The organism is Actinoallomurus sp. NPDC052308 (assembly GCF_040679195.1).
GTDB lineage: Bacteria > Actinomycetota > Actinomycetes > Streptosporangiales > Streptosporangiaceae > Actinoallomurus > Actinoallomurus liliacearum.
In genome coordinates, this window is record NZ_JBFAUM010000065.1 from 1 (window position 1) to 8,088 (window position 8,088).

At 71.1% G+C, this 8,088-nt stretch carries 1 protein-coding gene and 1 pseudogene; both read left to right on the forward strand.

The features are described from left to right. Positions 1–116 precede the first annotated feature (116 nt). Positions 117–7,085 (forward strand): hypothetical protein, encoded by a 6,969-nt coding sequence (locus AB0L00_RS45630; protein WP_364444538.1) that lies wholly within the window; start codon positions 117–119, stop codon positions 7,083–7,085. Positions 7,086–7,252: 167 nt separating this feature from the next. Then, positions 7,253–8,088, forward strand: a pseudogene (locus AB0L00_RS45635) (hypothetical protein); the annotation flags it as partial.

An 8,088-nucleotide genomic window follows, 5' to 3' on the forward strand; every position in this document is an offset into this window, starting at 1 on the left:
CCGTGGAATTGCTGCACGAGGTGCTGCATTACCTGGGGTTGCCGGATGAGTACCGGGATCTGTTGGCGGTGTTCCGGCGTGCGGCGACCTCTTCGGCGGTCAAGGCTGACGGTCTCATGGCGGGGGGTGTGTTCGACCCGTCCCAGGAGATGCCGTCGCGGTATCTGGAGATCATCGAATCGGTGGTCGACGCCACCGCGGTCCTGCGCGACCATCCGCTGAACGCGCCGGACAGGCCCGGACCGGCAGCCGACAATCCCAAGGCGTCGGAGGTGGTCGGCCGGGCCGATGACGTGCCGACCCATCCCGGCGCACCCGCGCCGCAGCAGTCCGAGAATCGCCCCGCAGCCGATTCGCCGGGCCGGGCTTCACAGGCGCTCGAAGATCGGACGCGGACAGCTCCCTTCGTGCCCCAGGACGCCTCCCCATCCGTCTTGGCCCAGATCCGGTACATGGAGGAGGCGTCCCGGTTCGAAGAGCGCCTCGCCGTCCACCTGTCCGAGCACGAGGCGGTCAACGAGCACCTCGGCACGGTCGTGCGGAACCTCTGGTCGCGCACGCCGGAGCATCGCCGGTCGGAATACGGCTCCGAGGACACCTGGGTGGCCGGCGTCGTGGGGACGTCGATCGACCGGCTGCAGCAGGTGGTGGACTCGGGGAACCTCCGGGAGCGGGTGGCCTTCCTGTTCAACGGGGTGAGCCACGGCCTGGTCCCCCACCTGCTGAGGGGGTCGCAGGAGCCGGCCGCGGAGATCAGGACCGAGCGCGCCGACCGGGTGCCCACCGAGGCCCGCGTCGCATTCGAGGAACGTCTCAAGGAGATCGGCGAGTCGGACCTGGATCCCGCGGCCAAGGAGGCGGCGATCGAGGCGGCGTCGGCGGAACTGCTGCGTACAAGGCGGCAGGCGTCACAGGTACGGCCACCGCTGAGCGCGAACGAGCGGCTCATGGTCGGCGACGGCGAGTCCCTGCCGTGGGTCGGCGCGGACATGAACCACACGCTGCTGATGAAGAGCGACTTCCAGCAGTTGTCGGAGAAGACCGGCGGGCTGGTCAGGACCGGCACGTCGGGCTCGGCGTACCTGTTCATCCACAACCTGGCACGCATGCCCCGCCGGTGGCGGGGCGTGGACGTCGACCTGGGTCTGCTGCGCTTGGCGCTGCTGGGCGCGATGCTGTCGGCGGACCACCACAGCTTCCACGAGGTGATGCGCGGCGCCCAGATCGCCCTGAACGAGATCTCGGACCACGATCCGGCGCTGGACTACGTGGACAACTGGGGCCGGTACCGTCGCCTCGCCCCGCTCAGTGAGGACGAGCTCCGTACGGCAGTGGCCTACCAGGGCAGGTTCCCCGACGAGCACGCACGGGACCTGCTCGACCGATCCCCGGCGGCCCCGCCCCATCCCGCGCCGAAGGCACCGATGGGTCTGCGTCCGGGGCCGCGCGTTCCAGCGGCGGAGGTGTATCCGGTCGATCCGGCGGTGACGCCGAACTGGGTGGATCGCGTGACGCGGGCCGCGCAGGCATCGATCGGCTCCTTCCGCCGGGTGGACTCAGGACCCGATCCGCAGGACGGCTGGAAGATCGCCGGGGAAGCAGACGGCGTGGCGAACGACTTCGCGCGCTGGATCCGCGGCGATGGCCCCGCGCCGAACGCGGCGAGCGCGATGGACATTTGGGAGGTGTTCCTGTTCATCGCCTACTGGGTGGGCGCCGTCGACAAGGCGTGGCTGGACAGGACTCATGAAGAGATGGCGCGGGCCGCACGGAACGCCTACTACAACGCGATCGACACGGGCATGGACGACGAAGATGCCTTCGAGGAGGGCGGGGGAGCGTACTTCGAGGCGCTCCGGAACCGCATGCACGTCGGTTCGGAGACCCGGCATTATCTCGATTCTGCGACCGGCTCGGTGGTGCCCGACATTCCGGTCGGCCATTTGGTGCACATCAGCTCCGCTGACCATAGCGGGGTCGCCCTGGGCGCCCGCGACGAGAACGGCGAGCTGCGACTGGTCGGCTACTGGGTCGCAGACTCCGCGGACGCCTCGGACCGGACCGACTCCCTGCGGGTGATCACGCTGGATGACCTGGTCGAACGGTCCGGGGTGCAGCTGACCATCGAGTCCATGGCGCCGGCGTGGTCGGTTCCGAGCGCCCCGATCGCGCTGGCGGATCCTCCGGCGGAGTTCGATCGAGCCTTCGGAGAGCCGGTTTTCCCGGGTGGGTTGCGGGCTCGAGAGTTGGACGACCAGGCAGATCTACGGCTGAATCCCCTCTGGTCCCTGCTGGAGGACGTACCGCCGTCAGTGCTGACGAGAAACCGGAAAGCGGTATGGCTGTACACGGTGCGCCCCGATGGCCGCGTGGTGGTCGGAAGTGAGACGCCGGGCCGGCTTCTGGGGCCGGAGCAGTTGGCCGACCTCCGGGCGTCGGATCCGACTCTTGCCGAGCTGGATGACGACGCGGCTCGGGAGACCCTCGATGAGCGTTGGGGGCGTATCGGGCACCCGGGAATAGGCGCGGATTTCGCTGCCAATGGCGATGCGAAAGAGGGTTCGTCGAGGGTGTCGGGTGAGTTCCGGTGGGACGAGGAACTCCGGCAGTGGGTGGTCGACGACGATTCCGGCCGTTACATGTACTCGCGTGGCGCGTACCCGCCGAACGTGGCGCGGCACTGGCTCTGGAACGCGGCGGCGCTGTTCAGCGCGCACACAGGGCAGCACGTCGGTTTCAGCCTGGTCAGCTGGCCCGGTCGGGGTCGCCCGGCCGGCGCCGATCGTATGGCCGCACCGGCCGCGGGGACTCCGATCGCGGCACGGTGGCCCAGGCCGCTGACGACGGATGACTACGGCATCATCGACAGGCGCGGCACGGGTGTGCTCTTCCGCGCACCCGGTACGCCGGTTTTTCACTGGCAGGTGCCGCGGGCGTTGGTGAACGTGCCCAGCCGCCCGCTGTTCCTCGTGCATGCGCAGAACTACGTCGAGGTGAGCACCTTCGCCCGGCCGAGGCTGCGGATCTCCGAGGACCGTACGCTGGCCGTCGAGGACGGCTTCTCAGGACAGCAGGTGTTCGCGACGGCCGAGGCCGTCGCACGCTCATCGGCCGAACTGGTCCGTGCGGGCGCCAGGGTGCGTCTCGAGGTCGACCGGGACCTGTCCATCGTTCTTCCCATCGAGGATGGCGGGATTCGCCGGCTGTTCCAGGTCACTCCGGTCTTCCCGACGGAGTCCGGACAGTCCACCGCGGAGGACAGCCGGGATTTCGCCGACCTGGTGGCCGGCGGTGATCGTCCATCGTCCATGGTGTTCCGCGACCCGGACAGCGGCCGGGTCGCCTCCGCGCCGATCAACGCGTCCGACGACGCGGAGGTCACCGGCACCCACCACCTCGCCGAGGCCCTGGCTCAGGCGGCCGATGGGGAGATCCGGCCGGAGGAGGTGGCGCCGGAGTGGGCGGCGGCGCACGTGCGCCGCGACCGCCGGCCGGCCGGTGGGGAGGGCGGCCCGCTCCCCGGCGAGAGGTACGGCAGCGCGCTGGCCGTCGGGGAGACCGACGACCCGCGACGTGACGCCCTGTCGCAGGCCGCCCGGCGTATCGGCGTCAACGAGTACGCGTGGGCCGAAGTGGGCGAGGGGTATGTGGTCCAGTCCATCGCCGCCCCCGACGCGCAGGGGCGGCCGAGCCTCGCACAGAACTTCGCCAACCTGGGCGGCACGGTCGAAAGCCCCATCCGTCACCTCTTCGCGACGGTGGTGCTCGCCAGCGAGGACGGCAGCCACCAGATCACCCTGGAGAACTTCTCCCGGAGCGGCCTGCGGGACCTCACGCGCCGTGGCGCCGTCCAGCAGACCCTGACGCACTACGCGGCGGACCAACTGCGGGAGATGGCGGAGGACCTGCGCGCGGAGATCGCCTGGCAGGAGGGCGCAGGTCTCGACCCTGATCCGGAGGTGCGCGCCTACCTCGACCTGGCCGAGGCGCTGATCCGGGCCGAGGGCGCGGGTGCGGAGCAGGAGCGCGAGGACGCGATCGAGAGCGCCGTATCCCACATGGCGCGCATCGAACGCCTCATCCCGGGCGAACACCAGTGGCGCATGAGAATGTTCTCCAAGCACCCCGGCGAGAGCTTCCACGACGGCATGGCGAATCTGGTGAGATCCGCGTCGCCCACGGTCAACCCGCTCACCGGTGTCGTGGTCCGCGGCCACCGGGACATGCCCACCTCCGACGGTGCACCCGCCGGTTCGGCGACGCCGGGAGAGAAGGACGGACCGGGCACGAAGGCCGATGTCCTGGCGAGTGCGGATTGGCTGGATCGGCGGGCCGGGGCCCCGGTGGCGAGGGTCGCGACGGAGCGCTTCGACCCGAAGATCGACTTCTCGGTGGACGGCAAAGCGAAGGCGTCGGGGTGGGAGACCCTGATCCGGGCGAATGTCCAGCGGATTCAGGCCGGTAACGGGCGGTGGGTTCGTCGCCATGTGCTCGCGTTGCCGGTGAAGCCGATGTTCGGCGTGACCGGGGGCGACGTCGATGTGCTGGCGAACGCGCTGCAGCGGGCGCTCGACCAGTACGTGAACCGGGGTTACGAGCTTCCGAGGTCGAAGGACCGGTTGCATGTGGACGTGAGGCTGGCCATCGCTCGCGACCACGCGGAGGCCATCGAGATCCGGCCGGGTCGGACGGCCGACGCACCGGACCTCGAACTGGACGGCCCGGACGCCCGGCATTGGGGCCTGCTCGACTTCACCGTGGTACTGCTGCACGAGGTGCTGCATTACCTGGGTCTGCGGGATGAGTATCGAGACCCGTCGGCCGTGTTCCGGCGGGCGATGACGTCTTCGGCGGCCAAGGCGGACGGTCCCATGACGGACGGCGTGTTCGACCTGTTGCAGGAGATGCCGAAGCGGCTCCTGGGACTGATCGAATCGGTGGTCGACGCCACCGCGGTCCTACGTGATCATCCACTGGGCGCACCGGGATCGCCTGCCCCGGGAGCCGACGACCCGGAGGCGTTGAAGGTGGTCGGCCGGGCCGATGACGCACCGGCCCACCCCGGCGCATCCGCGCCGCCCCACGGCCCGTCGGCGGGGTCGGCTGCGCAGGAGGGCGTCGATCTCCGTAGCGGCTGGCGGGCGCTCTCCTCGATGCCCGGCCGGTCCCGTTCGTCCGAACTGCGCGCCATCGATCGCGCGGTCGAGGCGTTGCCGCCGGACCCGACCGAGCGTGATCTGCGCCGGGTGCTTCGGGCGGTGTCGGACTGGAAGGCGGGCAAGTCGTCGCGGAGCAGCCGCTGGGACGCGGTCATCCGGCTGGAGAGCGCCGTCCGCCGGCTGCTGAACGCCGATGAGTCGCATCGCTCCTCCGCCGGTCCGGCCCGGGCGCCGTCGGCGCCCGGCGCCGCGTACGGCCGGCGTCCGGCGGACCTCCAGAACCCTGCGCTCGCCGGACGGGGACGTGCGGTCACGGTCGAGGGCGACGGGCCTGCCGTCGGATTCGAAGCGGAGTTGCACGGGTTCCGCGTCGTCCTGCCCGCGGGCGACGACCCGGAGGAGTACGGCACGATCGTGACCAGGCCCGGCCTGTTGAAGATCGTCTTCGACAAGGTCGGCGGGGTGCCCATTCTGGAGGTCGTCGTACTTCCGACCCGGGTACTGGCCGGAGCCCGGGACGACGGCCGGGCGGAACGGGCCGAGGTGCTGGCCGCGTTCGAGGACGTGGTGCGGAGGCTGGAAGGCGCTCCGGACGGCAGGCTGCTCTCCCGGATCTTCACCAGGGAGGCCGGGTACGAGGTCGACCCGCTGGCGGCGAATCTGCCGGTCCGGCGCAACCTCGCCGGCCAGGGTGTGATGCTCGTCCACCACACGGCGACCGCCCCGCTGAGCGGACTGACCGGGCTCATGCGGCACGTGGCCGAGCGCATGCGCACCGAGGCGCGCCCGTTTCAGCTCGCCCGGCAGGACCTGCTCACCGGGCTCGAGTACGCAGCGTGGGGGGCGTCCCGCTACGACGCCTGGCTGGCCGCCGACCCGGCGTACGCCGCGTCGTCCCGGCCGGAGGACCGGGAGGACCTGGAGGGCGCTCTCGCCCTGGGGTTCACCCAGGTGGCCGCCACCGTGCGAGGCCGGCTCTCATCGCGGGTGCTGCCGAAGGACTTTTCGGCGGTGACCTCGCGGCCCTCGCTGGCCGCGGTCCGCTCGGGGCTGGGGGAGGCTCCGCAGGCGTTCCTGGAGGACATGGCGGGGATGCTGCGCGACGGGTTCGTCCGGTTCGTCGCCCGCCGGGCGGGGATTCAGGATCCGGCGCCGCTGTCCTGGCCGCTGCCGCATGACTGGGGACGATCGAGGGCGACGATCGGCCAGTACCTGGACAACCTGCTGCTCGGAGAACCGGAGCGTGTGATCGGCCAGCACGAGGCACTGGCCGTCCGCACCGACTCCCGCGTCCTCGACGGCAACCCGGTCGACGGGGTGCCGCGGATCGTACCGCACGTCGTCCCGGTGGAGGCGCGACCGCTCGCGTCCGCGCACTCCGATCTGCGGACCGTTCGCGACGAGTTCGAGACTCTGGCGGACGTCTCTCTCCGGTTGTTCAACCGGGGCCGGGGACTGTACGGGCTGCCGCCGGTCGGTGGTCCTCTCCCTCCTCCCGGCCGGCGGGTCGATGACTACCTGCTGTTGGAGGTCAACGCCCGGCTGAGGGATGAGTTCGGGTGGACCGGAGGCTGGGTCGGCCGGGAGCGGGTCGAGCGGGCGCTGGCCGAGATGTCAGGTGTCCGCACGGATCCCCGGGGGCGGGCGACCGAGGTGGCGTACCAGATCGTCTTCGGCCGGGTGCTCCGGGACCGGAGCGGAGCGAGGGCGCCCGAGCCGGAGGCCGCCGGCTCCGTGGAGCGCGCTTCCGCGGCCGGCGCGTCCACAGCAGGTGAAGTTCTCGAGGCCGATCGGACGACGGGGGACGGGAGGCCGGAGTCCGCCGCCGGAGGGCTCGGGATGGCCGACCCGCTCGACGACGACTCCGGGTGGCGGAAGTCCAGCCATAGCGAGGGCGATTGCGTCGAAGTCGTCGTCTGGCGTTGAGGGCGCCGTCATCTGACGTTGGGGGCGCGGCCGTCTTGGTGTGCTCCGGGAGAAGGAAGGTGAATCTGGCATGACGTGCCTCGATATCTGGAGAACGGGTGGAGTCTGTGCGCGCCGGAAAGACCTCTTCCTCGCCTGGCCGGGCGGTTCTTCGTGCCGGTGGGGCCATGGCGGGATTTCCGGCGGACGCCTCCGGGTGGCGGAGCAGCAGCCGGAGTGTCCCCGATGAGAACGGCACGAAGGCGTGTGTCCAGGTCAAAGTCGTCCCGGCGCATGTCGCGACGCGTTCCGCCGGGCAGGCCGCGATGAAGACGTTGCAGGCCCCCGCGGAGCTCGCTCCGGCGTCGTCGGTCGTGCCCGCCGTGACGCCGGCCGGGTCCGGTAAGAGGCCGTACCGCTGGTACTCGGTCTCCTCGATCCGATCCATCCTCCGCCGGCGCACCGCCGCGCCCCGGTCCCGTCCTCCCGCCGCATCCGGTGGTCCCGCGGATGCATCCGGTACGGCGGCCGAGGCGAGCACCGGCGCGGACCGGCCGATGTCGTCATCCACCGGTCCGGCCGGGGCGCCGTCGTCCGCGTCGGCACCCGTAGCCGCGGACGGCCGGACGTCGCCGGCGGCGGAACGGCCGGCTGGGCCGCGGGCTCCGTGGTATCTCGACAAGGACGCCCTGGGCGAGGCGGCGATCACCGGCGTCGACCCGTGGCCGGCCGAGGACGCCCAGGGTTGGGCGCATGAGGTCGGCAGCAGGGTCCGGCGCGCGGACGACGGTCCGGAGCTGAGCGCGGGGATCCAGCGTGGACTGCGTGAGGTCCTCGGCACCGACGACACCGGGAAGAGCGCCGAGAAGAGCATCGAGGAGTGGGAGACGCTCCTGCAGAACGGCCGGTTCTTCGTGGCCGGCGGCCATCTCGTGTGGATCCGCCCGGTTCTGCGGGACGCGAGCCCGGGCGAGCAGCCGACCGGCGGCGTCCGCAGTTACGGGGTCTCCTTCGCCTCGATGTC